The organism is Streptomyces toyocaensis, assembly GCF_000725125.1.
In the GTDB taxonomy this organism is placed as follows: Bacteria; Actinomycetota; Actinomycetes; order Streptomycetales; family Streptomycetaceae; genus Streptomyces; species Streptomyces toyocaensis.
Genome location: NZ_JFCB01000016.1, coordinates 71,832 through 96,977 on the forward strand (window position 1 = coordinate 71,832; position 25,146 = coordinate 96,977).

Annotated in this window: 23 protein-coding genes; 5 read left to right on the forward strand and 18 right to left on the reverse strand. The window is 72.9% G+C overall.

What is annotated here, in order from left to right; all coding sequences use genetic code 11:
• Window positions 1-31: 31 nt before the first annotated feature.
• Window positions 32-2,107 carry an MMPL family transporter gene (locus BU52_RS18465; RefSeq protein ID WP_037935699.1) on the reverse strand — a complete coding sequence of 692 codons (2,076 nt, stop codon included), beginning with the start codon at window positions 2,105-2,107 and terminating at the stop codon, window positions 32-34.
• 187 nt (window positions 2,108-2,294) lie between these two features.
• Here BU52_RS18465 and BU52_RS35960 point away from each other — a divergent pair, with 187 nt between their 5' ends.
• Entirely contained in the window at window positions 2,295-2,534 is a 240-nt protein-coding gene (locus BU52_RS35960) for a hypothetical protein (protein ID WP_037935702.1), read from the forward strand.
• A gap of 53 nt (window positions 2,535-2,587) precedes the next feature.
• Here the strand turns inward: BU52_RS35960 and BU52_RS18475 are convergent, their stop codons facing one another.
• Both BU52_RS18475 and leuA read right to left on the reverse strand, forming a co-directional pair.
• Window positions 2,588-3,289: a TerB family tellurite resistance protein gene (locus BU52_RS18475; protein ID WP_037935705.1), complete on the reverse strand. Its 702-nt coding sequence runs from the start codon at window positions 3,287-3,289 to the stop codon at window positions 2,588-2,590.
• Window positions 3,290-3,474: 185 nt separating this feature from the next.
• Window positions 3,475-5,196, reverse strand: coding sequence for a 2-isopropylmalate synthase (gene leuA, locus BU52_RS18480; protein WP_037935709.1), 1,722 nt, complete (start codon window positions 5,194-5,196; stop codon window positions 3,475-3,477).
• A 329-nt stretch (window positions 5,197-5,525) separates the two neighbouring features.
• On the opposite strand from leuA, the gene BU52_RS18490 reads away from it, so the two are divergent.
• Genes BU52_RS18490 through BU52_RS18500 form a run of 3 tightly spaced genes read left to right on the forward strand, consistent with a single transcriptional unit; the run spans window position 5,526 to window position 8,253 of the window.
• Window positions 5,526-6,596, forward strand: a complete 1,071-nt coding sequence (locus BU52_RS18490; protein ID WP_037935822.1) for a M4 family metallopeptidase — start codon at window positions 5,526-5,528, stop codon at window positions 6,594-6,596.
• Between the two features lie 21 nt (window positions 6,597-6,617).
• On the forward strand, window positions 6,618-6,884 hold the full coding sequence (locus tag BU52_RS18495; RefSeq protein ID WP_037935714.1) for a protealysin inhibitor emfourin: 267 nt from the start codon (window positions 6,618-6,620) through the stop codon (window positions 6,882-6,884).
• 58 nt (window positions 6,885-6,942) lie between these two features.
• The gene (locus tag BU52_RS18500) at window positions 6,943-8,253 is read left to right on the forward strand and encodes a GH1 family beta-glucosidase (RefSeq protein WP_037935717.1); all 1,311 of its coding nucleotides are present in this window, start codon (window positions 6,943-6,945) and stop codon (window positions 8,251-8,253) included.
• Here the strand turns inward: BU52_RS18500 and era are convergent, their stop codons facing one another.
• The 8 genes from era to BU52_RS18540 form a co-directional block, all read right to left on the reverse strand.
• Window positions 8,254-9,207, reverse strand: a complete 954-nt coding sequence (gene era / locus BU52_RS18505) for a GTPase Era (RefSeq protein ID WP_037935823.1) — start codon at window positions 9,205-9,207, stop codon at window positions 8,254-8,256.
• A gap of 108 nt (window positions 9,208-9,315) precedes the next feature.
• Window positions 9,316-9,795 (reverse strand): hypothetical protein, encoded by a 480-nt coding sequence (locus BU52_RS18510; RefSeq protein ID WP_037935718.1) that lies wholly within the window; start codon window positions 9,793-9,795, stop codon window positions 9,316-9,318.
• A 265-nt stretch (window positions 9,796-10,060) separates the two neighbouring features.
• On the reverse strand, window positions 10,061-10,414 hold the full coding sequence (locus tag BU52_RS18515) for a cytidine/deoxycytidylate deaminase family protein (protein WP_037935721.1): 354 nt from the start codon (window positions 10,412-10,414) through the stop codon (window positions 10,061-10,063).
• A gap of 20 nt (window positions 10,415-10,434) precedes the next feature.
• Window positions 10,435-10,794 (reverse strand): MmcQ/YjbR family DNA-binding protein, encoded by a 360-nt coding sequence (locus BU52_RS18520; protein ID WP_037935723.1) that lies wholly within the window; start codon window positions 10,792-10,794, stop codon window positions 10,435-10,437.
• Window positions 10,791-12,101, reverse strand: coding sequence for a hemolysin family protein (locus BU52_RS18525; protein ID WP_037935725.1), 1,311 nt, complete (start codon window positions 12,099-12,101; stop codon window positions 10,791-10,793). The genes BU52_RS18520 and BU52_RS18525 overlap by 4 nt, the downstream gene beginning before the upstream one ends.
• A complete protein-coding gene (ybeY, locus tag BU52_RS18530) occupies window positions 12,098-12,595 on the reverse strand; it encodes an rRNA maturation RNase YbeY (RefSeq protein ID WP_037935727.1) in 498 nt (165 codons plus the stop codon). The genes BU52_RS18525 and ybeY overlap by 4 nt, the downstream gene beginning before the upstream one ends.
• A gap of 12 nt (window positions 12,596-12,607) precedes the next feature.
• Complete coding sequence (locus tag BU52_RS18535) at window positions 12,608-13,678, reverse strand: PhoH family protein (RefSeq protein ID WP_037935730.1); 1,071 nt, start codon at window positions 13,676-13,678, stop codon at window positions 12,608-12,610.
• A gap of 344 nt (window positions 13,679-14,022) precedes the next feature.
• A complete protein-coding gene (locus BU52_RS18540) occupies window positions 14,023-15,144 on the reverse strand; it encodes a carbohydrate kinase family protein (RefSeq protein WP_037935731.1) in 1,122 nt (373 codons plus the stop codon).
• A 306-nt stretch (window positions 15,145-15,450) separates the two neighbouring features.
• Here BU52_RS18540 and BU52_RS18545 point away from each other — a divergent pair, with 306 nt between their 5' ends.
• The gene (locus tag BU52_RS18545; RefSeq protein WP_037935734.1) at window positions 15,451-16,782 is read left to right on the forward strand and encodes an MFS transporter; all 1,332 of its coding nucleotides are present in this window, start codon (window positions 15,451-15,453) and stop codon (window positions 16,780-16,782) included.
• An 89-nt stretch (window positions 16,783-16,871) separates the two neighbouring features.
• Here the strand turns inward: BU52_RS18545 and BU52_RS18550 are convergent, their stop codons facing one another.
• From BU52_RS18550 to BU52_RS18580, 7 genes are all read right to left on the reverse strand, one after another.
• Window positions 16,872-17,864, reverse strand: coding sequence for an adenosine deaminase (locus BU52_RS18550; protein ID WP_037935737.1), 993 nt, complete (start codon window positions 17,862-17,864; stop codon window positions 16,872-16,874).
• 20 nt (window positions 17,865-17,884) lie between these two features.
• The gene (locus tag BU52_RS18555) at window positions 17,885-18,790 is read right to left on the reverse strand and encodes a ribonuclease Z (protein WP_037935740.1); all 906 of its coding nucleotides are present in this window, start codon (window positions 18,788-18,790) and stop codon (window positions 17,885-17,887) included.
• A 6-nt stretch (window positions 18,791-18,796) separates the two neighbouring features.
• Window positions 18,797-19,150, reverse strand: a complete 354-nt coding sequence (locus tag BU52_RS18560) for a histidine triad nucleotide-binding protein (protein ID WP_037935742.1) — start codon at window positions 19,148-19,150, stop codon at window positions 18,797-18,799.
• Window positions 19,151-19,236: 86 nt separating this feature from the next.
• Complete coding sequence (locus BU52_RS18565) at window positions 19,237-22,446, reverse strand: S41 family peptidase (protein ID WP_037935744.1); 3,210 nt, start codon at window positions 22,444-22,446, stop codon at window positions 19,237-19,239.
• Between the two features lie 46 nt (window positions 22,447-22,492).
• Window positions 22,493-23,080 carry a hypothetical protein gene (locus BU52_RS18570; RefSeq protein ID WP_037935825.1) on the reverse strand — a complete coding sequence of 196 codons (588 nt, stop codon included), beginning with the start codon at window positions 23,078-23,080 and terminating at the stop codon, window positions 22,493-22,495.
• Window positions 23,081-23,299: 219 nt separating this feature from the next.
• Complete coding sequence (locus BU52_RS18575) at window positions 23,300-24,040, reverse strand: 16S rRNA (uracil(1498)-N(3))-methyltransferase (protein ID WP_037935746.1); 741 nt, start codon at window positions 24,038-24,040, stop codon at window positions 23,300-23,302.
• Window positions 24,037-25,110 (reverse strand): nitronate monooxygenase, encoded by a 1,074-nt coding sequence (locus BU52_RS18580; RefSeq protein ID WP_037935748.1) that lies wholly within the window; start codon window positions 25,108-25,110, stop codon window positions 24,037-24,039. Before BU52_RS18580 ends, BU52_RS18575 begins: the two co-directional genes overlap by 4 nt.
• Window positions 25,111-25,146 lie beyond the last annotated feature (36 nt).

Below are 25,146 nucleotides of genomic sequence, written 5' to 3' on the forward strand. Positions count from 1 at the left end.
GCCCCTCCGGGAGGGAGGGGCGCCCGGGTGGCTACACCGGTTCCGGCTGCCGTTCGCGCGGGGCCGGATCCAGGGTCCGGGAGAGCCTGCCGGGCCACCACAGCCGGCGGCGCAGCAGCACGCTCGCCGTGGTGACCAGGTAGGTGCGGACGAGGAAGGTGTCGAGGAGCACGCCGACCGCGATGACGAAGCCGAGTTCGACCAGCGGCACCAGCGGCAGGGTGGTGAGGACGGCGAAGGTCGCGGCGAGCACGACGCCGGCGGAGGCGATCACCCCGCCCGTGGTGCGCAGTGCCGTCAGCGCGGCGGCCTCGGGTTCGGCGCCGCTCAGGGATTCCTCCCGCATGCGGTGCATGAGGAAGATGCCGTAGTCGACGCCGAGGGCGACCAGGAACACGAAGGACAGCAGTCCGAGTCCGGGGTCGGTGCCGGCGAAGCCGAACAGCGGCTCGAAGACCAGCCCGCCGATGCCGAGGGCGGCGCCCCAGACGGCGACCACGGCGGCGAGCAGCAGCAGCGGTGCGACGAGGCTGCGCAGCAGGACCACGAGGATCACGAACACGGCGGCGAGCACCAGCGGCACGATCACCTTGCGGTCGCGCGCCTCACTGTCGGCGAGGTCGAGCTGCTGCGCGCTGGGGCCGCCGACGTGGGCGCCGTCGTCGAGGGTGTCGCGCAGGGCCTCGATGGTGCGGGTCTCGCCCGGCGATTCCGGGGCGGCGGTGGTGAAGACGGCGATCTCGGTCCAGCCCGCGCCGCTGCGCCCGGCGGCGGCGTCGGCGACCCCTTCGGTGCTGCGGGCCTTGTCCACCACGGCGTCGGCCCGACCGGTCGGTGCCATCACGGTGAGCGGCCGGCTGCTGCGCTCGGGGTACTCCTCCGCCAGGGTCCGCATCGCGGTGATGGACTCGGGCCGGTCGGTGAAGGAGTCCTCCTGCTTGAGGCTGCCGTTCAGGTTGAGCGTGCCGAGGGCGAGGCCGCCGAGGAGTACGGCGCCGCCCGCGAGGACGACGGCGGGGCGCCGGGCGGCCGAGGTGCCCATGGCGGCGAACAGCGACCGGCGCGCCGTGGGCGTGCTGCCGAGGGCGGGGATCAGCGGCCAGAACACGCGGCGCCCGAGCAGGACGAGGACTGCGGGGAGCAGGGTCGTCATGGCCACGAGCGCGGCCAGCACCCCGATCATGCCGACCGGGCCCATGCCCCGGCTGCTGTTGAGGTCGGCGGCGAGCAGGCACAGCAGCCCGGCGGCGACGGTGCCGGAGGAGGCGAGGATCGCCGGTCCGCAGCCGCGCAGGGCGGCGCGCATCGCGTCGTACGGCCGCTCGTGGCGGCGTAGTTCCTCGCGGTAGCGGGAGACGAGCAGCAGGGCGTAGTCGGTGCCGGCGCCGAGGACGAGGACGGTCATGATGCCGCCGCTCTGTCCCGTGATGGTGACGTCGAACAGTTCGTGCAGTCCGTACCCGGCGGCCATCGCCACGGCGGCGGCGACGCCCGCGACGGCGAGCGGGACCAGCCACAGGAAGGGGCTGCGGTAGATCAGCACCAGCAGCACGGTGACGACGCCGAGGGTGGCCAGCAGCAGGGTGCCGTCGATGGTCCCGAACACCTTGCCCATGTCGGTGTTGAGCGCGCCGGGCCCGCCGACGTCGACGCTCAGCCCGCCCGGTCCCTCGGTGATCGCGCGGACCCCGTCGACGAACGCGTCCCTGGCCTCCTCGTCCTGGCCCGGCGCGGTACTGGAGACCGGGTACATGAGGGTGCTGCCGTCCTCGGAGGGGATGCCATGCGGGGGGCCCGACAGCTCGTAGCCGCTCTCCACCTGCGCGACCTGCTCGGCGGCGGCCTCCCGGTCGGCGGCGGTCAGTCCGCCGTCCCGGTGGTACACCAGCACCAGGTCGGTGGACTCGCCACCGGGCAACGCGTCCTGGATGCGCGCTACTTGAGTGGAGTCCGCGCTGTCGGGCAGGTAGTCGACGGCCCGGTTCTGCTGCACCTCGCTGAACTTGCCGGCCAGCGGCCCGACCAGCACGAGCGCGGCCATCCACAGCCCGACGACCGCCCACGGCACGAGGCGCCGTCGCCGTACGTGTGTCCTTGCGTCCCCCATGAGCCGGGGCTCCCCTCCGGTCGGGTGTCTGGGTCGGTGTCCAGCCTCCCGGCACAGGGGATCGGGTTCGTCGGGCGCGAGACCGAGTTGCGGGGTACTGCGACGGGCGGCCGGGAACGGCGGTTACTCCCGCGGGAGTACGGGGCCGGAGCAGGCCATTGCCGTGTGTGCGCGGGGTGGGCCATTCATGACGTTCATGACCACGGTGTCCGTACGACCGGCCGGCCCCTCCGAACTCTCCTATGTGCACCACTTGTTGGTGGCCTGGTACGGGGCGGGGACGGCGCCGTCGCCGGAGGCGCTGGAGCACTTCCTGCGGCACGGCCTGGTGGGTGTGGCCGAGGTGGCCGGAGCGGTGGTGGGGTGCGCGGCGGCGGAGTCGCCGTCCCCCGGCCACATGCGTCTGTGCGCTGTCGCCGTCGCATGACATCGGGACAGGTGGGGCGTTCGCTCCGGCGTGGCCGCCGGGTCCGGTTCCGGTCAGGACGGTGTGCGGGCCGCCGCCAGGAGGCGGTTCACGTCGTCCGCGCAGATGGTGAGGGCCGCGCCGACCGTGGCCAGGGCGTCGCGTTCGGCGGGGGTGTAAGGGCCGTCGGCGAGGGCGATGCGGGCGCCCTGGAGGAGGATCGACTCACGGCCGGGGGCGGCCAGGTGTGGGGCCAGGGGGTCCAGGGCCTCGTGGAGCTCGATGGCGAGACCCGCCGTGCAGGGCTCACCGGTGAAGCGGCCGGTGTCCGCCTCCAGCGCCTCGACGAGCGCGGCGAGCTGCTCCTCCGTGCAGTCGTCGAAGCCGGCCGCGCGCACCCCGGCGGCGGCCGTTTCCAGCGAGGCGCGGGAGCAGATGCCGCCCGCGGCCAGGACCGCGAGGGCGACGGTGTGGACGGCGTCGCGGAGCATCGCGGAGAAGCGCGTGGTGGTGGGGTGGTCCAGGACGTCGGTGCCGAAGTGGCGGCGGCAGGCGGCGCACTCGACGGTCGGGGCGGACGCGCCGCGCGGCAGCACGGGCACGCCGAGCAGGGTGAAGCGGCGTCGTCCGGTGAGCCGCTGGTAGTTGCGGTCGCCGCCGCAGCCGGGGCAGAAGAACTCCCCGTCGCCGACGGCCGTCCACGCGGTGCGGGTGCCCATCAGGCGCGACAGTCCGGCAGCAGCGGCACGGCTGGTGGTTCCCCGTTCTGGCAGCACGTCGCACCTCCATCAACGCCACAGCACCATCGCCGCGCTTGCGTGATGTTAGCCACATCCGCGAGGTGGAGTCAGCACCCTGGACGAGACCTTTCCGTGACCTCCACAGCCATTGGCCGGTAACCGACGGCGCCCCGCCCGCCCGGAAAGGCGGACGGAGCCCTCAAACCCCACGAAAAGGCTGCTCAGCGCGTTGCGCGGTTGACGGCCGAGACGACCGCCTTCAGCGAGGCCCGCGTGGTGTTCGCGTCGATTCCGATGCCCCACAGAACCTTGTCGCCGATGGCGCACTCGATGTACGAGGCGGCCTGCGCGGAGGCGCCCTCGCTCATGGTGTGCTCCTGGTAGTCGAGCAGGCGTACGTCGACGCCGATGCCCTGCAGCGCGTCGAAGAAGGCGGAGATCGGCCCGTTGCCGGAGCCGGTCAGGGTGGTCTGCTCGCCGTCGACGGTGGCCTCGACCGTGAGGGTGTCCACGCCGTCGCGGTCGGTGGTGCTCTGCCCGTTGGCGACCTGGATGCGGCCCCAGGGGTTCTCCGGGTTGGGCAGGTACTCGTCCTGGAAGACCGCCCAGATGTCGGCCGGCGTGATCTCGCCGCCCTCGGCGTCCGTCTTCGCCTGGATGATCTTCGAGAACTCGATCTGCATCCGGCGCGGCAGGTCCAGCTTGTGGTCGTTCTTCAGGACGTACGCGATGCCGCCCTTGCCGGACTGCGAGTTGACCCGGATGACGGCCTCGTAGGAGCGGCCGACGTCCTTGGGGTCGATGGGCAGGTAAGGGACCGCCCACTCGATGTCGTCGACGGTGACGCCCTTGGCGGCCGCGTCGGCCTCCATGGCGTCGAAGCCCTTCTTGATGGCGTCCTGGTGGGAGCCGGAGAAGGACGTGTAGACCAGGTCGCCCACATACGGGTGGCGCGGGTGGACCTCCATCTGGTTGCAGTACTCCCACGTGCGACGGATCTCGTCGATGTCGGAGAAGTCGATCTGCGGGTCGACGCCCTGGGAGAACAGGTTCATGCCCAGCGTGACCAGGTCGACGTTGCCGGTGCGCTCGCCCTGCCCGAACAGACAGCCCTCGACACGGTCGGCGCCGGCCATCAGCGCCAGTTCGGCGGCGGCGACGGCCGTACCGCGGTCGTTGTGCGGGTGGACCGACAGGCAGACGTGGTCACGGCGGGACAGGTGGCGCCCCATCCACTCGAAGCGGTCGGCGTGCGTGGAGGGGGTGGAGCGCTCGACGGTGGCGGGCAGGTTGAGGATGATCTCGCGGCCCGGGCCGGGCTGGTAGACGTCCATCACCGCCTCGCAGACCTCCAGCGCGAAGTCCAGCTCGGTGTCGGTGAAGATCTCCGGGCTGTACTGGTAGCCGAACTCGGTCTCGTCGCCCAGCAGTTTCTCGGCGTACTCCATCACCAGGCGGGTGCCGTCGACGGCGATCTGCTTGATGTCGTCCTTGGAGCCGCGGAAGACCACCCGCCGGAAGACCGGGGCGGTGGCGTTGTACAGGTGGACGGTGGCGCGCTTGGCGCCCTTCAGGGACTCCACCGTCCGTTCGATCAGGTCCTCACGGGCCTGGGTCAGTACGGAGATGGTGACGTCGTCCGGGATGGCGTCCGGGTCCTCGACGATGGAGCGCACGAAGTCGAAGTCGGTCTGGCCGGAGGCGGGGAAGCCGACCTCGATCTCCTTGTAGCCCATCCTGACCAGCAGGTCGAACATCGCGCGCTTGCGGGCGGGTGACATGGGGTCGATCAGGGCCTGGTTGCCGTCGCGCAGGTCGGTGGAGAGCCAGCGGGGGGCGGTGGTGATCCGCTTCTGCGGCCACGTGCGGCCGGGGAGATCGACCTGCTCGTAGCGGCCGTACTTCTGGATCGGCATGGAACTGGGCTGCTGGCGGTTTGCCATGGTGCGTGGGCTCCTCGGAGGTCCGCGGGGTGTCCTGGTGGACGGCCGACGGCGCAGCGCCGAACTCCGCGGGGAGGGGGTCGGCCTCTACTGCGGACCCTCACCGCGGCAGCTAAGGAGAAGCAGCCCGAAACGCATGATGCTTCGCAGCTTAACCGAGACGGCCACCGTGCGAGGGTCCGTATCAGTATGCGGGACCGTCGGGACGAAGGGGACAAAGAGTGCTGTATACCACTTGCCGTCAGCCCAGGAGGTGAAGTGGCGGAGCATTTCGCTCATCATGACTGCGAGGGGTGACAGCGTCATCACGCAGTGCGATGGTGCTGGGCATGACCGAGAACGGGGGCTTCGAGCCCGTCTTCTGCACCATCGTCCCGCCGCACGTCCTCGACCATCTCGCGCAGGCCGAGGACCCCGTGGTCCACGGCCCCGCGCGCCGCACCCTCCGGCGCGACGCCTACGAGCGCACCCGGCGCCGGCTGACCACGGTCGTCGGCGCCCCGGCCGTCGCCACGCTCGCCGACGCCGAGCCGGGCGAGCCGCGCCGCACCGTGTACGACGCCCGGCACGGCACCGACCTGCCGGGCAGAAAGGTGCGCGGCGAGGGCGACGCGCCCGGCAAGGACGCCACCGTCAACCGCGCCTACGCCGGTCTCGGCGCCACGTTCGAGCTGTTCCTGACGGCGTACGCCCGCGACTCGATCGACGGCGGCGGACTGCCGATGGACGCGACCGTGCACTACGACGAGGACTACAACAACGCCTTCTGGAACGGCGAGCAGATGGTCTTCGGCGACGGGGACGGGGAGATCTTCCTCGACTTCACCATCCCCGTCGACGTCATCGGCCACGAACTCGCCCACGGTGTCACGCAGTACACCGCGAACCTGGACTACTTCGGCCAGTCCGGCGCGCTCAACGAGTCGGTGTCGGACGTCTTCGGCGCGCTGATCAAGCAGTACACGCTCGGCCAGACCGCCGAGGAGGCCGACTGGCTGATCGGGGCCGGCCTGCTCGCCCCGCGGGTCACGGGCGAGGCGCTGCGCTCCATGAAGGCGCCGGGCACGGCGTACGACGACGACGTGCTCGGCAAGGACCCGCAGCCGGCGACGATGGACGACTACGTCCGCACCGGCCGGGACAACGGCGGCGTGCACATCAACTCCGGCATCCCCAATCACGCCTTCTACGTGGCGGCCACCACGCTGGGCGGGCACGCCTGGGAGCGGGCCGGGCAGGTCTGGTACGACGTGCTGACGGGCGGCGAGCTCCAGCAGGACGCGCAGTTCACGGACTTCGCGACCCTGACGGTGAAGGCGGCGCGCGCCCGGTACGGGGAGGGCGAGGAGCTCCAGGCGGTGACGAAGGCCTGGGAGCGGGTGGGGGTGCGGACGCTGTAGTTCCGTACTAGACACGGACCCATGCGTATTCAGGTGCGGCGCACGGGCGGGTTCGCGGGGATCGAACGGCGGGCCGAGGTGGACACCTCGGGACGGGCCGACGCCCACGAGTGGCACGCCCTGGCCGAGCGGGTCCTGGCCGCAGGCCGGGACACACCGCCGGCCGGGGTGCCGGACGGCTTCAGCTACCGGATCACGGTGGACGGGAGGTCGGTGTACTGCGCGGACCCCCGGCTGACGGAGGAGCAGCGGCGGCTGATCCGCGCCGTGCTCAAGGAGGGCGCGTAACCGCCCTGCGGCGCAGGGGCGTTGACTTCGCTCCGCGTCGGTGCGGATGATCCGGGCCATGGCGACGACGAACCCGCTTCCCCGCTTCCCGGCCGGCTTCCTGTGGGGTGTGTCGACCTCGGCGCACCAGATCGAGGGGGCGGCGGACGAGCGCGAGCCGTCCGTGTGGGACGTGTTCTCGGCCGAGCCGGGGCGGGTGCGGGACGGCTCCACGGCGGCGGTGGCCTGCGACCACGTCCACCGCCACGCCGAGGACGTGGCGCTGCTGGCCGGGCTGGGCGTGGACGCGTACCGCTTCTCCGTCTCCTGGCCGAGGGTGCGGGCGAAGGGTGGCCTGGACTTCTACGACCGGCTGGTCGACGACCTGTGCGCGGCGGGCGTGCGGCCGGTGCCGACGCTGTTCCACTGGGACCTGCCGGCCGGTCTCGACTGGCTGGAGCGGGACACGGCGGAGCGGTTCGCGGAGTACGTGTCGGAGGTCGCCGGGCGGCTGGGCGACCGGGTGAGGAAGTGGATCACGCTCAACGAGCCGGCCGAGCACACCCTGCTGGGGCACGCGCTGGGGGTGCACGCGCCCGGCCGGAACCTGCTCTTCGACGCGCTTCCCGTGGCCCACCACCAGCTCCTCGCGCACGGTCTGGCGGTACGGGCGCTGAGGGCGGCGGGGGCGGGCGACATCGGGATCGCCAACTCCCACGCCCCGACGTGGCCCGCGTCCGGGGAGGAGGCGGACGTGGTGGCGGCCGGCTTCTACGACGTGCTGCTGAACCGGCTGTTCGCCGACCCGCTGCTGCTCGGCCGCTACCCGGAGGGCATCGGCGACCTGATGCCCGGCGACGTCGCGTCCGACCTGGAGGTCGTCGCCGAGCCGCTGGACTGGTACGGGATCAACTACTACGCGCCGGCGCGCGTCGGCGCCCCGCAGGGCACGGAGACCGACGTCGGCGGCGTCCGGATGCCGGCCGAACTGCCCTTCTCGGTGCGGGAGATCGAGGGGCACCCGGTGACGGACTTCGGCTGGCCGGTGGTGCCGGAGGCGCTGACGGAGCTCCTCACCGACTTCCGCGCCCGCTACGGCGACCGTCTCCCGCCGGTCGTCGTCACCGAGAACGGCTGCGCCTACGAGGGCCTGGACGACCGTGACCGCATCGCCTACCTCGACGGCCACATCCGCGCGCTGCACCGGGCGGTGGATGCGGGCGTGGACGTGCGCGGCTACTTCGTGTGGTCCCTGCTGGACAACTTCGAGTGGGCCGAGGGCTACACCCGCCGCTTCGGGCTGGTCCACGTCGACTTCGCCACCCTGGAGCGGACCCCGAAGGCGTCGTACAGCTGGTTCAGGGAGGTACTGCGCGACCAGCGCCGCTGATCAGAAGCCCAGGCGCCGCAGTTGCTTCGGGTCGCGCTGCCAGTCCTTGGCGACCTTCACGTGCAGGTCGAGGAAGACGGGTGTCCCGAGGAGCGCCTCGATCTGCTTGCGGGACTTGATGCCGACGTCCTTCAGGCGCTTGCCCTTGGGGCCGATGACGATGCCCTTCTGGCTGGGACGCTCGATGAACAGGTTGGCGTGGATGTCGAGCAGGGGCTTGTCGGCGGGGCGGTCCTCGCGCGGGAGCATCTCCTCGACGACCACGGCGATGGAGTGCGGGAGCTCGTCGCGGACGCCCTCCAGGGCCGCCTCGCGGATCAGTTCCGCGACCATGACCTGCTCGGGTTCGTCGGTGAGGTCGCCCTCGGGGTAGAGGGCGGGGCCCTCCGGCATCAGCGGGATCAGGAGGTCGGCGAGCAGGCCGACCTGCTGGTTGGCGGTCGCCGAGACGGGGACGATCTCGGCCCAGGTGATGCCCAGCTCCTGGCCCAGCTGGTCGACGGCGATCAGCTGTTCGGCCAGCGCCTTGCCGTCCACCAGGTCGGTCTTGGTGACGATCGCGACCTTCGGCGTCTTCTTGATCCCGGCCAGCTCCTTGGCGATGAAACGGTCGCCGGGGCCGATCTTCTGGTCCGCGGGGAGGCAGAAGCCGATCACGTCGACCTCCGCCCAGGTGGTGCGGACCACGTCGTTCAGCCGCTCGCCGAGCAGGGTGCGCGGCTTGTGCAGACCGGGGGTGTCCACCAGGATCAGCTGGGCGTCCGGACGGTGGACGATGCCGCGCACGGTGTGCCGGGTCGTCTGCGGCCGGTTCGAGGTGATCGCCACCTTCTGCCCGACCAGAGCGTTCGTGAGGGTGGACTTGCCCGCGTTGGGGCGGCCCACGAAGCAGGCGAAACCGGCCCGGTGGACGGCCTCGGCCGGCTGCTCGGATGACTGGGTACGAACACTCATGCCGCCCATTCTCCCTGATGCCGGAAGCCCCGCCGTACCACCGGCCGGGACGGGACCGGGCGGGGCACCTTCGTGAAGGTGCCCCGCCCGGCCGCCCGCCCGCCCGGATCAGTCGAAGACGAACGGTCCCGGTGCCTGCGGCGCGGTCGCCGTGCAGGTGATGGTGATGAAGCCGAACGCGGTCACCTTGAGCGTGCCGCCGAACGCCTCCAGGCTGTCGCCGGAGGCCACGGTCCCGGAGAGCGGACCGACCTCGAGGGCGTCGCCGGTCGCCATGGCCGGGTTCTTGGTGCCCTTGAGGACGGTGGTGCCGCCGCCGGCCTTCACCATGGTGAGTTCCGAGACCAGCGAGTCCTTGCCGAGCGCGACGGGCGCGGTGACCGCGGAGGTGTTGAGGGTGACGGTGGCGGACGTGCCGTTCTGCGTGGCCGTCAGGGTGGCCTCGCCGCCGCCCCAGCTTCCGCAGTCGGCGTTGACGGTCGCCGCTCCGGGGGCGACCGCCGCGGCGGTGGGGGCGAAGGCGAGCCCGCAGACCGCGAGAGCACCTGCCGCCAGGGACACACCTGTTCCGAATCGTTTGCCTCTCATGGATTCCGGCTCCCTTTCCGTGTGGGGGGAATTCCGTGGGGGAACTCCGTCGGGGGAACTGCTGGAGGAACTGTTCGAGGAACTGTTCGGCAGATGGGGTCCGGACCCGCTGCATCACGCCGTCCGACGACGTCTCGTCGGGGTCGGCGTTTCCATTGATGCGCGGGAGGCAGGGCGCGACAAGGTTGAAATCTGGCCTAATTACCGGCGGTAACACCCCGGCGTCCGGCCACCCCGCGTCGGCCGGGTGACGGCGGGCGGCGTGTCAGCCGGCGGTCAGCGTCTCGCGGACGACGCCGTCCGGGCCGGCCACCAGTACCGGGGTCCCGGGCCCGCCGAGGTCCCGTACGGCGGCGCGGTCCCCGGCCGACGCCGAGTCCGCCTCCGTCACCACGGCCGCCGCCTCCAGTGACTTCGCGCCGGACGCGACGGCCATCGCCACCGCCGTCTGCAGGGCGCTCAGCTTCAGGGAGTCCAGGGCCACGGTTCCGGCGACGTACGTCCGCCCGGTCTCGTCCCGCACGGCGGCCCCCTCGGGCACTCCGTTGCGGGCCCGCGCGGAACGGGCCAGGGTGACGATCTTGCGGTCCTCGGGGTCGAGCGCGCTGCTGTCGGTCATGATCCGAGCATAAGGGGACCTCAGGGGCGGTCGAGGCGGAGGCGGTCGGCGCGCGGCAGGCCCGCCACGACCAGGTCGTAGGAGTCCTCGACCAGTTCCCCGACCAGGCGGTCGGGGAGGGTGCCGTCCGCCGTCACCGTGTTCCAGTGGCGCTTGTTCATGTGGTGACCGGGGACGATCAGGCCCGGGTGCTCGGCGCGGAGGCGGACGGCGTCCTCGGGGTCGCACTTGAGGTTGACCTTCAGGGGCCGCGCGTCCAGGGCGGTCAGCGCGAAGAGCCTGCCCCGCACCTTGAAGACCGACGTCTCCGGGTTGAAGGGGAAGTCCTCCGCGGCCGCGTCGAAGGACAGGCACAGAGTGCGCAGTTGCCCCGGTGTCACTCCGGATCCGCCTCCTCGCCGGCCGGCGGGTCCGCCGGGGCCACCGGCTCCACCAGCACCGTCACGATCTTGTTCCGGCGTCCGGCCGCCGCCTCCGCGGTCAGCCGGACCTCGCGGGCGTCGGGGAGCTCGACCACGGACGAGGCGCCCGCGATCGGCACCCGGCCGAGGTGTTTGGCGAGCAGCCCTCCGACGGTCTCCACGTCCTCGTCGTCGAACTCCTCCAGCCCGTACAGCTCGCCCAGGTCGCCGATGTCGAGCCGGGCGGTGACCCGGTACCGGTCCTCGCCGAGCTCCTCCACCGGCGGCAGTTCCCGGTCGTACTCGTCGGTGATCTCGCCGACGATCTCCTCGAGGATGTCCTCGATGGTGACGATGCCCGCGGTGCCGCCGTACTCGTCGACGGCGACGGCGACGTGGTTGCGCTCCTTCTGCATCTCGCGCAGCAGATCGCCGGCGTTCTTGGTGTCGGGCACGAAGACCGCCGGGCGCATCGCCGTGGACACCAGTTCGTTCTCGGCGTCCCGGCTGATGTGCGTCTTGCGGGCCAGGTCCTTGAGGTAGACGACCCCGACGATGTCGTCCTCGTTCTCACCGGTCACCGGCATGCGGGAGAAACCGGAGCGCAGGGCGAGGGTGAGGGCCTGACGGATGGTCTTGTACCGCTCGATCACCACCAGGTCGGTGCGCGGCACCATGACCTCGCGCACCAGGGTGTCGCCCAGTTCGAAGACCGAGTGCACCATGCGGCGCTCCTCGTCCTCGATCAGCGACTCCTTCTCGGCGAGGTCGACCATCGCGCGCAGTTCCGCCTCGGAGGCGAAGGGGCCGCGCCGGAAGCCCTTGCCGGGGGTGAGCGCGTTGCCGATGAGGATCAGCAGCGACGGGATCGGGCCCATGATCCGCGCGAGCGGCACCAGCACGTACGCGGCGGCCGTGGCGGTGTTCAGCGGGTGCTGACGGCCGATGGTGCGCGGGGACACCCCGACGGCCACGTACGACACGAGGACCATGACCGCGATGGCGATCAGCAGCGCCTCGGCCGTGCCGTCGAACTCCCGCAGGCAGCCGTAGGTGATCAGCGAGGCGGCGGCCATCTCGCAGGCCACGCGGACCAGCAGCGCCACGTTGAGGTAGCGGGTGGGGTCGGCGGCGATCTGCGCCAGCCTGGCGCTGCCCCGGCGGCCGGAGCGGACGGCCTCCTCGGCGCGGAAGCTGGAGACGCGCGCGATGCCGGCCTCCGCGCAGGCGGCCAGCCACGCGACGACGACCAGGGCGATCGCGCCGAGGACGAGGGTCGGACTCATGAGACGGTCGGGGCCGGGGACGGGCCGGTGAGGCCCTTCTCCGCGCGCCAGCCGTCCACGATGGCGGCCTGCAGACCGAACATCTCGGCCTTCTCGTCCGGTTCCTCGTGGTCGTAGCCGAGCAGGTGCAGCACGCCGTGGACGGTGAGCAGCTGGAGCTCCTCGTCCATGGTGTGCCGCGTCGGCGCGTCCTGGCCCTGCCGGGCGGCGACCTCGGGGCAGAGCACGATGTCGCCGAGCAGCCCCTGCGGGGGCTCGTCGTCGTCCTTGGACGGCGGCCTCAGCTCGTCCATCGGGAACGACATGACGTCCGTCGGCCCGGGCAGGTCCATCCACTGGATGTGCAGCTGCTCCATGGCACCCGCGTCCACGACGATCACCGAGAGCTCGGAGAGCGGGTGGATGCGCATCCGTGCGAGCGCGTAGCGGGCGATGTCGAGGATCGCCTGCTCGTCGACCTCGGTTCCGGACTCGTTGTTGACGTCGATCGACATCTGGTGCTCGGTCTACTTCCCCTTGTGCCCGGCCTTGCCGCGACCGCCCTTGTGGGTGCCGTTCTGGGTGCCGTGCTTGCTGTCGTACTGCTCGTACGCGTCGACGATACGGCCCACCAGCTTGTGCCGGACGACATCGTGGGACGACAGCCGGGAGAAGTGGACGTCGTCGAGGCCCTCCAGGATGTCCTGCACCTGGCGCAGGCCGGACTTGGTGCCGTCCGGCAGGTCGACCTGCGTCACGTCACCCGTGATCACGATCTTCGAGTCGAAGCCGAGGCGGGTGAGGAACATCTTCATCTGTTCGGGGCTCGTGTTCTGGGCCTCGTCGAGAATGATGAAGGCGTCGTTGAGCGTGCGACCGCGCATGTACGCCAGCGGCGCGACCTCGATGGTGCCGGCCGCCATCAGCCGGGGGATCGAGTCGGGGTCGAGCATGTCGTGCAGCGCGTCGTACAGCGGCCGCAGGTACGGGTCGATCTTCTCGTAGAGCGTGCCCGGCAGGAATCCGAGCCGCTCCCCCGCCTCGACCGCGGGCCGGGTCAGGATGATGCGGTTGACCTGCTTGGACTGCAGGGCCTGCACCGCCTTGGCCATGGCGAGATACGTCTTGCCGGTGCCCGCCGGGCCGATACCGAAGACGATGGTGTGCTGGTCGATCGCGTCCACGTAGCGCTTCTGGTTGAGCGTCTTGGGACGGATCGTGCGGCCGCGCGAGGACAGGATGTTCTGCGTGAGCACCTGGGCCGGGGTCTCCTGGCCGTCGCTCTCCCCGTTCTCGCTCGCCTTGAGCATGGCGATCGAGCGTTCCACTGCGTCCTCCGTCATCGGCTGCCCGGTGCGGAGCACCAGCATCATCTCGTCGAACACGCGCGAAATGAGGGCGACCTCCGTGGCGTCGCCGACCGCGCTGATCTCATTGCCCCGGACGTGGATGTCGGCCCCCGGGAAGGCCTTCTCGATGACGCGCAGGAGGGAGTCCCCGGACCCCAGGACGGTCACCATGGGGTGCTGGGCGGGGACGGTGACGTGCACTCTCGCCTGCTCCTGCGCGGGGGTGTGAGCTGTGGGTGTCTGAGTCATGGGCCGGCGCTGAAGGCCTGCGGATCCTCCTCGTCACGGCCGCGTAGCTGAGGGCGGCCTCGCGTCTCCAGGGTACGACGGAGGGGTGACAACGCCGTAGGACTTTTCACACGACCGGCTCACCCGCCGAACCGGAACAGCCGCGCGCACCCGTGCCGCACCTCGCCCGTCACCCCACCCGAACGGGGGCGGTCCCCCCGGGGTCGAGGCCCGGCCTGCTCTCCCGCCCACCGAGTGGGGACCGGCTCCGTCCGTCAGGGCCGCGGCCCTCGGGACCCCAGGGCGGGAGCTTCCGGCCCGGGGCCCGGGGGCAGAGGGTTCCCTGCCTCCGGGGCCGCCCCGTGTCAGGCGGACCGGCGGAAGCCGATCGTCGGTACCGCCCGCCGCAGCGGCCACGGGCGCCCCGACTCCGGCGGCACCACCCCCGCCAGGAACCCGTACCGCCGCAGCGCCGAGGGATCCTGCCCCTCGACCGACTGCACCCTGCGCCACCACGCCCCGATCTCCGTCCACCCCGGCGCCGACAGCGACCCCCCGAACTCCTGCACGGACAACGCCGCCGTGAGCCCCGCGAAGGCGAGCCGGTCGGCCAGCGGCCACCCCGCCAGCGTCCCCGTGACGAACCCCGCGACGAACACGTCCCCCGCCCCCGTCGGATCCAGCGCCTCGACCTCGATCGCCGGGACCGACGCCGTCTCCCCCGTGCGCCGGTCCACCGCGTAGGCGCCCTCCGCCCCGAGGGTGACGACCGCGACCGGCACGTGGTCGGTGAGGGCGCGCGCGGCCGCGCGCGGGCAGTCCGTGCCGGTGTACCGCATCGCCTCCTGCGCGTTCGGCAGGAACGCCTCGCAGTACCGCAGGTCGGGCAGCCGGGCCAGGTCCCACTCCCCGCTGTCGTCCCAGCCGACGTCGCCGAAGATCCGCGCCCCCTTGCGCGCGGCCTGCGCGATCCACGACGCGGTGCGGCCGGGCGTGAGCGAGGCGACGGCGGCACGCGCGCGGGGCGGGCAGTCGGGGGCCGGCTCGTCCGGGGGCGGTTCGTGCCCGTGGGAGACCATGGTGCGCTCGCCCTCGTAGGCCATGGAGACGGTGACGGGCGAATGCCAGCCGGGCACGGTGCGCGACGGGGAGAGGTCGATGCCCTCGCCCTGCTCCAGCGTGTCCCAGCAGTACTCGCCGTAGTGGTCGTCGCCGAAGGCCGCCGCGAGGGAGGTGCGCAGACCGAGCCGGGCGAGGGCGGTGGCCATGTTGGCGACGCCGCCGGGGCTCGACCCCATCCCGCGCGCCCAGGACTCGGTCCCGCGCACCGGGGCGGTGTCGAGACCGGTGAAGACGATGTCGAGGAAGACGGTCCCGGTGAGGTAGACGTCCCAGGGCGGGTCGTCCGGCGCGCGCAGGCCGGCGAGGGGGTCGAACGGGGACGAGCAGTAGGGTCCCTCGACGCGTACCTTCCCGGTGGACGCCATCACGGTGCGCTCCCTGCCATGGTGCCGATCAGGCCAGTGTGCACCACACCACCGACAACGTGACCCCCGTCACTCTGCAGGGGCACGGTTCCCGCAGGTGACAAGGCATTCGCCCATCACGGCCGACGCTGTTACCCAGGCTTCCGGAAGCCCAAACGGAAGAGTGATCCAGATCACATCCGCCGCCCTCCCGTCGCCCCTCCCCGGCTTGATACAAATTGGCCGCGCGTTCCTGTCGGTCGACGGTCGTCGCTCCCCCTCTTTCTTCTTCTCGCACCGTCCCTTCAGCATGCCCCGGGAACGCCCGTGTTCGCCCCTCGCACCACTCCCTGGCCCCTCGTCGCCCTTTTCACGGCCGGGTACCTCGCCCCGTATCTGCTGCCGACCACCGTCGGCCGGCTGGAACGTGGGCTCGGCCTCTCCGCCACGCAGGCCGGAGCCGTCGGCAGCGCGCTGCTGCTGAGCTCCGCCACGGCCGGTTTCCTCCTGGCCTCCCGCGTGGAGCGGGTCGGCGCGCGGGCCCTGGCCCGGCTGGGTCTCGTCCTGGCCGTCCTCGGCTACGGCGGAGCCGCCCTCACCAGCGCCGTCCCGGCCGTCGTGGCCGGCGCGGTGATCGGCGGCTTCGGCTCCGGCACCGCCACGACGGTCGCCGCCACCCGGATCGCCGCGGAACGCGATCCGCACCGGGCGTCCACCCTCGGACTGCTCAGCGTCTCCGCGCTCGCGGGCGTCGTGTACCTGACGGTGCCGCACCTGCCGGGCCACGGCGTCACCCTGGCCGCCATCGCCCTCACGGCGCTCGCCGTGTGGCCCCTGACCTCCCGGCTGCCCGTCGGCACGCCCGGCCCGCGCCCCAACGGCCCCGACCCGGCGGCCGCCCGCCTGCCGCGCCGGCGTTCGGGGACGGTCCTGGCCGGCACCATGCTGCTGTGGTCGCTCGCCCAGAACGCGCTGTGGGGCGTGAGCGGACGCATCGGGGTCGGCCAGGCCCACCTGTCCGAACCGACCGTGGGAGTCGTCTTCGCGGTGGCGCTGGGCGCCGGGCTGCTGGGCGTCCTCGCCGCGGGCGCGCTGGGGTCGCGGCTGGGGCGGGCGCTGCCCATCGGCGGCGGCACGGTCCTCATCGCGGGCTGCATCGCGCTCAGCGCCTCGGCCACGGGGCTGGGCAGCTTCGCCACCGGTGAGATCGCCTGGAACACGGTCTACCCGGTCGTGCTGTCGTACCTGATCGGGCTGGCCGCCTCGCTGGACCCGCGCGGGCGCTGGGCCGTGCTGGTCGGATCGGCCTCGTCGCTGGGCACGGCGGCGGGTCCGCTGACCGGCAGCGTGCTGTCCGCGCAGGCCGGGTTCCCGGCGATGGGCGCGGTGCTCGGCGCGGGGCTGCTGCTGGTCGCGCTGCCGATGACGGCGGTCGCCCTGCACACCGGCGGACGTCCGCTGCTGCCGGGCGCCGTCCGGCGCCGCGGCGGCCACCCGGCGGCCCTGGTCGCCGCCGCCACGGGCACCCCGACGGGAGCGGTGCCCGAGGTCGGCGCCCAGGAACAGCCGGTGGTCGAGATCCCCCTCGACGGCACCCCGGCCCCGGCCCAGCGCGCCTACGACACGGCGGCGGCGACCCGAGCACCCGGGGCGGGCTGAAACCCCCGCTCCCGCTCCCGCGGGCAGTCGCGCCGCGGGGGCGATGGGGCCCCCGCCCAGCCGGAGCCCAGGCACCGTCGCTCGCGCCCTCAGCCGAAGTCGTACGCCTCCACCTCGGCGAGGTACCGCGCCCGCCGCTCCTCGTCGTCCTCCAGGAAGGAGGCGAGGAAGGAGTTCCGCGCCAGCTCGCGCAGACGCTCCGGGGCGAGCCCCAGCGTCTCGCGCACCGCGTCGAAGGTGTCCCCGGCATAGCCGCCGAAGTACGCCGGGTCGTCGGAGTTGACCGTGCACATCAGACCCGCGTCCAGCATCGCGGGCAGCGGATGGCCGGCGAGGGTGTCCACCGTGCGCAGGCGTACGTTGGACAGCGGGCACAGGGTGAGCGGGACGCGCTCGCGCACCAGCCGCTCCACCAGTGCCGGTTCCTCCACGCAGCGCAGCCCGTGGTCGACCCGCTCGACACCGAGGACGTCCAGCGCCTCGGTGATGTACTCCGGCGGCCCCTCCTCCCCCGCGTGCGCCACGCGCCGCAGTCCCAGCGCGGCGGCGGCCTCGTACACCTCCCGGAACTTCCGGGGCGGATGTCCCACCTCGGCCGAGTCGAGACCGACGCCGGTGATCCGGTGGAGATACGGCGTGGCGGCGTCGAGCGTCGCCATGGCCGACTCCGCGGACTCGTCCCGCAGGAAGCACATGATCAGCCGGGTGGACACCCCGTGCCGCTCCTCGCTCCGCCCCAGCGCCCGCCACAGCCCCTCGACCACCGTGCCCATGCCGACCCCGCGCGCCAGGTGCGCCTGCGGGTCGAAGAAGATCTCCGCGTGCCGCACGCCCTGCGCGGCGGCCCGCGCGAGGTAGGCGTCGGCGAGGTCCGCGAAGTCCCGCTCGGTGCGCAGCACCGTCATGAGCGCGTAGTACAGGTCCAGGAACGACTTCAGGTCCTGGAAGCGGTACGCCTCGCGGAGCGTCCCGGTGTCGGCGTAGGGCAGCTCGACACCGTTGCGGGCGGCGAGGGCGAAGGCGAGCTCGGGCTCCAGAGTGCCTTCGATATGAAGGTGGAGTTCGGCTTTCGGTACGGGCATCCGGCCATCGTACGGCCGTTTCACCGACGCTTCGGGAGCCCCACGCGCTGCAGATCGTGGGCCACGGTCAGCTCGGCTTCGTACCCGGCCGCCCGGGCCTGCCGCTCGAACTCCTCCGGGTCCGAGTAGCGCTGGCTGAAGTGGGTGAGGACGAGATGCCGCACGCCCGCCTCCCGCGCCACCCGCGCCGCCTGCCCGGCCGTCAGATGACCGAACTCGACGGCGAGTTCCTCGTCCTCGTCGAGGAACGTCGACTCGATGACCAGCATGTCGCAGCCCTCGGCGAGCGCGTACACCCCGTCGCACAGCCGGGTGTCCATGACGAACGCGAACCGCTGCCCGCGCCGCACCTCGCTGACCTCCTCCAGCGGGACGCCGCCGAGCGAGCCCTCCCGCTGGATGCGGCCGACGTCGGGCCCCTTGATGCCGTGCGCGGCCAGCCGGTCGGGCAGCATGCGCCGGCCGTCGGGCTCGACGAGCCGGTAGCCGTACGCCTCGACGGGATGGGACAGCCGCCGCGCCTGAAGCGTGTAGCCGGGTGTCCGGGCGAGGGGGCCGTCGGTGTCGACGGGCGCCTCGACGAGGCGGACGCTCTCGCGGTAGGCGGTCGCGTACCGCAGGCGCTCGAAGAAGCGCTGCCCGGAGCGCGGGTAGTGGGCGGTGACCTCGTGCGGCACCTTGTCCAGGTTGATGCGCTGGATCACCCCGGCGAGCCCGAGGGAGTGGTCGCCGTGGAAGTGGGTGACGCAGATCCGGTTCAGGTCGTGGGCGGCGACCCCGGCGCGCAGCATCTGGCGCTGCGTGCCCTCACCGGGGTCGAAGAGGATGCCCTCGCCGTCCCAGCGCAGCAGGTAGCCGTTGTGGTTGCGGTGCCGGGTGGGGACCTGGCTGGCGGTGCCGAGCACCACCAGTTCGCGGACGGACAAGGCTGCCTATCCGGGGGGCCAGTCGAGGCCGCGGCCGCCCAGGACGTGGGCGTGCGCGTGCCAGACGGTCTGACCGGCGCCGCTGCCGGTGTTGAAGACGATCCGGTAGCTCTCCAGCTTCTCCTCGTCGGCGACGGCCTGCGTCTCCCGCAGCACGTCCGCGGCAAGCTCGGGCGCGGCGGCGGCGAGGGCGGCGGCGTCGCGGTGGTGCGCCTTCGGGATCACCAGCACATGGGTGGGCGCCTGGGGGTTGATGTCGCGGAACGCGACGGTCGTCTCCGTCTCCCGCACGATCGTCGCCGGGATGGTCCCGGCCACGATCCTGCAGAACAGACAGTCGTCCTGAGGTTCCCCAGTCATACGCCCTCCTCGACCCGGCGATCACCTACGCAGGCATGCTACCGACCCGGTCGCGGGCAGTCGTGCCCGCGGCCGCCGCGTGCGGCTCACGGCAGCGCGGGCGGCACCTTCGCGGGCGTCGACTCCAGCGCCCGAAGCGCCAGCCGGACCGCCTCGTCGAGCTGGACGTCCCGTCCCTCCGCGTGATCCTGCGGCCGCTGCACGACCTCCACGTCGGGGTCGACCCCGTGGTTCTCCACCCCCCACCCGTAGCCCTCCAGCCAGAACGCGTACTTCGGCTGCGTCACCAGCGTGCCGTCGACCAGCCGGTACCGGCTGTCGATCCCGATCACGCCGCCCCACGTCCGCGTGCCGACCACCGGCCCGATCCCCAGCGCCCGGATCGCCGCGTTCACGATGTCCCCGTCGGACCCGGAGAACTCGTTGGCCACCGCGACGACCGGCCCCCGGGGCGCGTCGCGCGGGTAGCTCTCCGCCCGCATCCCGCGCGGCAGGTCCCAGCCGACGATCCGCCGGGCCAGCTTCTCGACGACGAGCTGCGAGGTGTGCCCGCCCCGGTTCTCCCGCACGTCCACGACCAGCCCCTCGCGGAGCACCTCCACCCGCAGGTCGCGGTGGATCTGCGCCCACCCGGGCGCCTGCATGTCGGGGACGTGGATGTATCCCAGTCGGCCCCCGGACGTCTCCAGCACGTAGGCCCGCCGGTCGGCGACCCAGGCGTGGTACCGCAACGGCTCCTCGTCGGCGAGCGGGACGACGACCGCGTGCCGCGGCGCACCGCCCCCCGCGGGCGACACGGTCAGCTCGACGGGCTTGCCCGCCGTCCCCACCAGCAGCGGCGCGGGTCCCGTCACCGGGTCGACCGGCCGCCCCGCGACGGCGACGATCGCGTCGCCGGCCCGTACGGCGACCCCCGGCGCGGCGAGCGGCGAGCGGGCGTCCGGGTCGGAGGTCTCCGCGGGCAGGATCCTGTCGACCCGCCAGGTGCCGTCCTCGTGCCGGGAGATGTCGGCGCCCAGCAGCCCCTGGCGGGCCCCGCTGCCGCCGTGCCCGCCGCGCGGGGTGACGTAGGCGTGCGAGGTGCCGAGCTCCCCCTGCACCTCCCACAGCAGGTCCACCAGGTCGTCGTGCGTGGCCAGCCGGTCGAGCACGGGCCGGTAGCGGTCCAGCACCGCGTCCCAGTCCACCCCGCTCATGTCGGGACGCCAGAAGTTGTCCCGCATGATGCGGCCGTTCTCGTCGAACATCTGCCGCCACTCGGCCGCCGGGTCGACGAACTGGCGGACCCGGCCCAGGTCGACGGTGATGTTGGAGTCGCTGTCCTCGTCGCCCGAGGCCCGCCGGTCGCTGGGGACGACCTTCAGCCGCCCGTCGGTCCACAGCAGGACCCGCTTGCCGTCGCCGCTGACCTCGAAGTGGTCGGCGTCGACGGCGAGGTGCTCGAGGCGCTGCTGGGCGAGGTCGTAGCGCTCCAGGTCGGTCTTGGGGTCGGGGTCGTCCGGGGTGGCCCGGGACGCGCCGAGCACGCCCCGCACCGGGTGCCGCAGCCACAGCAGCCCGTCCTTGGCGGCGCGCAGGTTGGTGTAGCGGGCGGCCTCGACCGGGAACGCCACGATGCGGTCGGCGAGACCGTCGAGGTCGATGCGGGTGGTCGGGGTGCCCTCGCTGTCGGGCGTCTCGTCCCGGTCCGGCGTCTCGAAGGGGCGGCCGTGCCGCTGCGGCCCGAACGGGGACGGGGTGGTTGCCGCGAGGGTGATCAGGTAAGGGCGTACGCCCTCGACGAAGGCCAGGTCGAAGACGTGCTCGTCGTAGACCGGGTCGAAGGAGCGGGTCGACAGGAACGCGAGGTGCTTGCCGTCGAGGGTGAACGCGGGCGCGTAGTCCTGGAAGCGCAGCGGGGTCGCCTCGGTGACCGACAGGTCGGTCGTGTTGGCGAGGCGGAGCTGGCTGAGCGGCCGCGGGCCGGGGTGGGACCAGGCGAGCCAGGCGGAGTCGGGCGAGAAGACCAGCCCGGAGACGTCGCCGTCCTCGCTGCGGTCGACCTCCCGGACCTCGCCGGTCTCGCGCTCGACGAGGAGGAGGCGCCCGTCGTGCGAGGCGACCGCGGCGCGGCTGCCGTCGGGTGCCATGGCCAGCTCCACGACCCGGCCGAGCTGCCCGGCGGCGATCCTGCGCGGGGTCGCTCCGGGGGCCAGGCCGGTGGCGGGCGCGAACTCCAGCGCGTCGTCGCCCTCGGCGTCGGTCACCCACACCACCCACTCCTCGCCGTCCGCGCGGAAGGCGCACGGCCGCCGGGCCCGTACGCCCGGTGTCGCGGCGAGCGCACGGGCGGGTCCGGAGCGGTGGGTGACCCAGTGGACGGTGCCGCGCACGCAGACGGCGCTGCCGCGCGCGGTGTGGTCGGGGGACGCGGAGCCGAACCAGTGGGCGGCGTTCACCGGGAACGGCTGGAGGTCGACGCGCTGCCCGCCGAGCCGGATGTCGAGGCGGCGCGGCTCCGCCCCGTCGAGGTCGTCGAGCAGCCACAGTTCACCGGCGCTGGAGTAGACGACGCGCGTGCCGTCGGTGGCGGCGTGCCGGGCGTAGAAGCCGCCGAGCGGGGTGTGCCGGCGCAGGTCGGAGCCGTCGGCGAGGGACGAGTACAGCGCGCCGGTGTCCTCGTGGTCGGAGAGGAACGCGATCCTGTCGCCCACCCACAGCGGGTACTCGATGTTCCCGTCGAGGTCCTCGTGCAGGCGGACGAACTCGCCGTCGCCCTCGCGGTCGATCCACAGTTTGCCCGCGGTACCGCCCCGGTAGCGCTTCCACCAGGCGGCCTCGCGGCCCATGGGCGCGGACAGCAGCACGGTGTGCGGGCCCTGCGCGACGTCGCCGACGGGACCGTAGGGCAGGGTGCCGGCGGGGCCGCCGTCGAGGGGCACGGCGCGGGCCCAGGTGCGGCGCAGACTGGCCCGGCCCTGCGCGCTGATCGCCAGGACCCGGCCGTCGGCCGTCCAGCCGCGCACCTGGGTCTTGAGGCTCCCCCAGTGGGTCAGGCGCCGGGCGGGGCCGCCGTCCACGGGTGCGACGTGCACCTCGGGGGCGCCGTCGCGCGTGGACGTCCAGGCGACGGTGGTGCCGTCGGGCGAGATGCGGGGCTGGGTCACCGGCACGTTGTCGGCGCTGACCCGCCAGGCGCGGCCGCCGTCGAGCGGGGCGAGCCACACGTCGTCCTCGGCGGTGAAGGCGACCAACTCGCCGTGCAGATGCGGGAACCGGAGGTAAGCGGCGGATGCGACCGATGCGGGCTGTGTCACCCGATCACCCTATGCAGGCTCGGGCGGTCCTGGACAGGGGTTCCGATCACTTGCCCTCGACGGGGCGACAGGACGGGTACTGATCGCACCACACGGTCGTCGTGACGGTCACGGTGACGGTGGGGCGGGGTTCTCCCTGCGTGGGTTCGCCCACGCGCGGCGGGCTCGTGGAGTCGCAGTCGCCCAGGCCGTCGACGTGGAACACCTGCTTGCCGTCCACCTTCGCGGTGATGTTCCCGCGCACGCAGGCGCCGTTGACGGCGTGGGTGACCCTGCCGGTCACGGTGATCTCCTTGCCGTCCTGCGTCTCACCCTGGCAGTCGACGGAGGCGACGGTGTCCTCGCCGCCGGACGAGGAGCCGTTCCCGTCGCCCTTGCCGTCCTTGCCGCCCTTGCCGCCCTTGTCGTCCTTGTCGCCGAACGTCGCGGTGCAGCTGAGCCAGCGGACCTCGGTCTTCTGCCGGTTGAGTTCCTTGGTCACGGTCTCGTCGGTCGTGAGCGCGACGGCCGCGGAGCTCAGTCCGCCTCCCTCGCACGCCGTGACGCCGGCCACGGCGGCCACGGCGAATCCGGCGGCGAGTGCCTGCCGCCGCCACCAACGCGCCCCTCGCGGGACCCTTTTCGTCGCCCCCATGAACGGCAGACTGCCACCGTCACAGGCGGGACGGTAGAGCGCATACGGCCACATGCTTCCTACGCCCCCGCCGCCCCTTCCCGCCCCGTCCCCGGAGGCTGCGCCCCCGGACCCCGCTTCGGCCCTGAACGGGCCTCGTCCTCACACGCCGGACGGGCTGGTGTGTCGGCCCCTCCGGCGTGTGAGGAGCGGGGGTACGGGGGCGGCGTCCCCGGGCGGTCAGGACCAGCGGCCCGTGCGGCCGAGCAGGAGCGCCGCCGCCGCCGTCCCCGCCGTGGACGTGCGCAGCACGCTGCGGCCCAGCCGGTAGGCACCCGCGCCCGCCGCCTCGAAGAGCGCCAACTCCTCCGGAGAGACGCCGCCTTCCGGACCGACGACCAGCACGATGTCACCGGAGGTGGGGAGTTCGGCCGTCGCCAGCGGCTCCGTACCGCTCTCGTGGAGCACGGCGGCGAACGACGCTTCGGCGAGAAGTGACACAACCCCCTTGCTCGTCATCGCGTCCGCGACAGCCGGAAAGCGCACCCGGCGGGACTGCTTGCCCGCCTCCCGGGCGGTCGCCCGCCACTTGGCGAGCGACTTCAGCCCGCGCTCACCCTTCCACTGCGTGACGCAGCGCGCCGCCGACCACGGCACGATCGCGTCGACACCGACCTCGGTCATCGTCTCCACGGCCAGCTCGCCCCGGTCGCCCTTGGGCAGGGCCTGGACGACGGTGAGCCGCGGGGACTCCTCGGGCTCCTCGACGACCTCACCGAGCCGCACGATCAGCCGGTCCTTGCCCTCGGTGGCGTCGACCTCGCCCTCGGCCCAGCGGCCGGCCCCGTCGGTGAGGACGACGCCCTCTCCGGCGCGCAGCCGCTTCACGGAGACGGCGTGGCGGCCCTCCGGACCGTCCAGGACGTAACGGCCGGTGCCGTCCGTGCCGAAGCCGTCGACGACGAACACCGGGGCGGTCATCGGGCACCTCCCGCCGACAACGCTGTCCGGGCGGCGGCGAGTTCGGCGGTCAGGACCTCCACGAGCTGTCCGGCGGGCAGCTCCCGGGCCATCCGGTGGCCCTGCCCCGCCCACAGGGCCATGCCCTGGGCGTCGCCGGCCTTGGCGGCGGCCTTGCGCAGCGGTGCGGTGAGGTGGTGGACGTCCGGGTAGGCGGCGGGCGCGTAGGGGCCGTGCTCGCGCAGGAAGCGGTTGACCAGGGCACGGGCCGGGCGGCCGGAGAAGGCCCGGGTGAGCTCGGTGCGGACGTACAGGGGGCTGGTGAGGGCCCGCTTGTGCAGGGCGTGCGCGCCGGACTCGTGCGCGGCGACGAAGGCCGTGCCGAGCTGGGCCGCGGCGGCGCCGGCCGCGAGGACGGCGGCGATCTGACCACCGCGCATGATGCCGCCGGCGGCGACGACCGGGATGCCGACGGACTCCCGGACCTGGGCGACGAGGGACAGCACGCCGAGGCCGGAGCCGTCCGTCTCCGGGACGTCGCGGTGGGTGCCCTGGTGGCCGCCGGCCTCGACGCCCTGCGCGATCACCGCGTCCGCGCCGGCCCGCTCCACGGCCCGGGCCTCCTCCGCCGTCGTGGCGGTGACCATGGTGAACGTGCCGACGCGGCGCAGGGAGTCCAGGACCTCCCGGGAGGGCACCCCGAAGTGGAACGACACCACCGGCACCGGGTTGTCCAGCAGCACGGCGAGCTTGGCGTCGTAGCCGTCGTCGCGGCCGCTGTCGGGGTCGCCGAGCTCGGTCTCGTACCAGGAGGCCTCACCGGCCAGCTGGTGGGCGTAGACGCCGACGGCGGAGGGGTCGGCCGTCTCCGGCTGCGGCAGGAAGAGGTTGACGCCGAAGGGCCGGGCGGTCAGTCCCCGCAGTTGCTTGATCTCCTGGTACATCCCGTCCGCGGTCTTGTACCCGGCGGCCAGGAAACCGAGACCGCCCGCCTCGGACACGGCCGCGGCGAGCTGCGGCACGGCGGCACCGCCCGCCATGGGGGCCTGCACGATCGGGTGCGGGAAGAGATCGGTCGGTACGGAGGACATGACGGCATGTTGTCACGTCCCCCGACCAAGTCCGAA